This window comes from Streptomyces durbertensis (genome assembly GCF_014156695.1).
GTDB lineage: Bacteria > Actinomycetota > Actinomycetes > Streptomycetales > Streptomycetaceae > Streptomyces > Streptomyces durbertensis.
This window is the reverse complement of the sequence record NZ_WMLF01000578.1, coordinates 1-2,806: the sequence shown is the minus strand read 5'-3', so window position 1 is coordinate 2,806 and position 2,806 is coordinate 1. Positions and strand designations below refer to the sequence as shown.

At 73.6% G+C, this 2,806-nt stretch carries 4 protein-coding genes; 1 reads left to right on the top strand and 3 read right to left on the bottom strand.

Annotated features, from left to right (window positions below):
* The 3 genes from GL263_RS24630 to sp36 all read right to left on the bottom strand — a co-directional run.
* The coding region (locus GL263_RS24630) for a TolB family protein (protein ID WP_438948001.1) at positions 1 to 1,083 on the bottom strand (1,083 nt) is incomplete at its 3' end.
* 85 nt (positions 1,084 to 1,168) lie between these two features.
* A complete protein-coding gene (locus GL263_RS24625; protein WP_143650013.1) occupies positions 1,169 to 1,633 on the bottom strand; it encodes a RidA family protein in 465 nt (154 codons plus the stop codon).
* On the bottom strand, positions 1,630 to 1,785 hold the full coding sequence (gene sp36 / locus GL263_RS24620) for a Sp36 family protein (protein ID WP_143650014.1): 156 nt from the start codon (positions 1,783 to 1,785) through the stop codon (positions 1,630 to 1,632). Before sp36 ends, GL263_RS24625 begins: the two co-directional genes overlap by 4 nt.
* 44 nt (positions 1,786 to 1,829) lie before the next feature.
* Here sp36 and bagA point away from each other — a divergent pair.
* A partial coding sequence (bagA, locus tag GL263_RS24615; RefSeq protein ID WP_182857946.1) for an ATPase BagA occupies positions 1,830 to 2,806 on the top strand: 977 nt, incomplete at its 3' end.

The window sequence follows — 2,806 nt, the reverse complement described above, 5'->3', positions numbered from 1 at the left end:
CTCCACCCACACGTCGCCCACCGGCACCGAGCCGGGCGCGCGCAGACCCGGCGGGTCCAGCACGACCGAGCCCCGGGTGGAGCGCACGACCGGCGGTTCGGCGGCCGAGGACCACAGGTACTCGATCACGCCGTCCGGCCGCGCCGTCGCGCCGGACACCGAACCCGGCGGCGTGTCCACACGCTCCAGGGTCCCGTCGAAGTCGTGGCGCCACAGCTCGCTGCGGGCGTGGTGGCTGTGCGCGACCAGCAGCGCGCCGCCGTCGGGGTACCACTCGGCGCTGATGTCGCCGGGCAGGTCGATGGCCAGCTCCCGCACCTCACCGGTCAGCGGGTCCCACAGCATCGGCTCCCACCGGCCGCGCCGCTGGTGGCCGACGAGCAGCCGGCTGTCACCCTTCACGGGCGCGAAGCCGAGAACGGCGAGGCCGAGCTCGCGGGTTCCGCCCTCGGTGTCGTCCAGCTCGGCGACCAGCGTGCCGTCGAGCCGCACCACGCGCAGCGCCGAGTGCATCGCGTCGCCGTGCTCGGTGTGCTCGATCACCAGCAGGTCGCCGTCGTGGCTCAGGTCGCCGACACCCGCCGACTCGCGGTGCCGGTAGATCTCCACCGGCTCGCCGCCCGGCCGCTGGACGTGGATCGTGGAGCCGTCCTCGTCGGTCGAGCGGCCGACGACCACCGTGCCGTCCCGGCCGAGCGCGAGGCCGGCCGGATAGCCCGGCGGCAGGCCGGGGACCGCCTCCTTGGCGCCGTCACCCTTCGCGGCCGTGAACGGCTGCCGCTTCCAGACGCCGAACTCGTCGCCGTCGGTGTCGGCGAACCACCACAGCCACTCGCCGTCGGGGGACAGGGTGCCGTCCGTCGTGCCGTTCGGCCGGTCGGTCGCCTGGATCTGCCGGCCGCTCTCCCGGTCCCAGGTGTACAGCTCGTACGTGCCCGTCGCGTTCGAGACGAACAGCGAGCGGGAAGGGGCGTCCTCGGCCCACTCGGGAAGGGACACGCGGGGGGCGCGGAAGCGCTGCTCCCAGCGAGGCATGCCGTCGCTTGCCGGTCCGGCGGTGTTGGTCTGCGTCATGCGCCCCATTGTGCGCACCCCGCCGGCACACACGTCGGTCGGTCGGGGCGGAACACCGTCCGCACCCCGACCGCCCGACATCGTGGCGCGTGGCTCAGTCGGCCAGCTCGACCTGGATCTCGACCTCGACCGGCGCGTCGATCGGCAGCACGGCCACCCCGACCGCGCTGCGCGCGTGCACGCCCTTCTCGCCCAGCACCTCGCCCAGCAGCTCGCTGGCACCGTTGATCACGGCGGGCTGACCGGTGAAGTGCGGCGCGGAGGCGACAAAGCCCACGACCTTGACCACTCGCCTGATCCGGTCCAGGTCACCGACCACGGACTTCACGGCGGCCAGCGCGTTCAGCGCGCAGGTGGCGGCCAGCTCCTTCGCTCGTTCGGGTGAGACCTCGCTGCCGACCTTGCCGGTCACCGGCAGCTGCCCGTCGACCAGCGGCAGCTGCCCGGCGGTGTACACGTACGAACCGGAGACCACGGCCGGCACGTAGGACGCGAGCGGCGTCGCCACCTCCGGCAGCTTCAGCCCCAGCTCCGCCAGGCGCGCCTCGACGGCGCTCACTGCTTGGCCCGCTTGAGGTAGGCCACCAGCTGCTCGGGGTTCGGCCCGGGCACGACCTGGACCAGCTCCCAGCCGTCCTCGCCCCAGGTGTCCAGAATCTGCTTGGTCGCGTGCACCAGCAGCGGCACGGTCGCGTATTCCCACTTCGTCATGGTGCAGAGGGTAGTGCGTCGGGGCGGGTGGTTAGGCTCCCAGGGTGAGCAGGCTGCATGTGGTCACCGGCAAGGGCGGCACCGGCAAGACGACGGTCGCCGCCGCGCTCGCGCTCGCCCTGGCCGACGCCGGGCGACGCACACTCCTGGTGGAGGTGGAAGGACGGCAGGGCATCGCCCCGCTCTTCGAGACCGAGGCGCTGCCGTACGAGGAACGGCGGATCGCCGTCGGCCCGGCCGGCGGCGAGGTGTACGCGCTGGCCATCGACGCCGAACAGGCGCTGCTGGACTACCTCCAGATGTTCTACCGGCTCGGCAGCGCCGGCCGGATGCTGCGCCGCGCCGGCGCGATCGACTTCGCCACGACCATCGCCCCCGGGCTGCGCGACGTGCTGCTCACCGGCAAGGCGTGCGAGGCGGTACGGCGGCGGGAGAAGGACGGCGCGTTCGTCTACGACGCCGTGGTGATGGACGCCCCGCCGACCGGCCGCATCACCCGCTTCCTCAACGTCAACGACGAGGTGGCCGGGCTCGCCAGGGTCGGCCCGGTCCACAACCAGGCCCAGGCCGTCATGCGCGTCATCAAGTCGCCGGAGACCGCCGTGCACCTGGTCTGCCTGCTGGAGGAGATGCCCGTCCAGGAGACCGCCGACGGCGTCGCCGAGCTGCGCGAGGCAGGGCTGCCGGTCGGGTCCGTCCTGGTCAACATGGTCCGGCCGACGCTGCTCGGCCCCGACGCGTACACGGCCGCCGAACAGGACCGGGCCGGGCTCGCCAAGGCCCTGGCCGGCGCCGGCCTCGGCGGCGCCCGACGCGGCGGCCGCGCCGAACGCCTCGTCGCCCCGCTCCTCGCGGAGGCCGCCGAGCACGCCCAACGCGTCGCTCTGGAAGCCGAGTTGCGGCAGGAACTGGCCGGACTCGACCTGCCGACACACGACCTGAGCCTCCTGCCGGAGGGAGTCGACCTGGCCGGCCTCTACACGCTGGCCGGCCGGCTGCGGAAGCAGGGAGTCGCCCGATG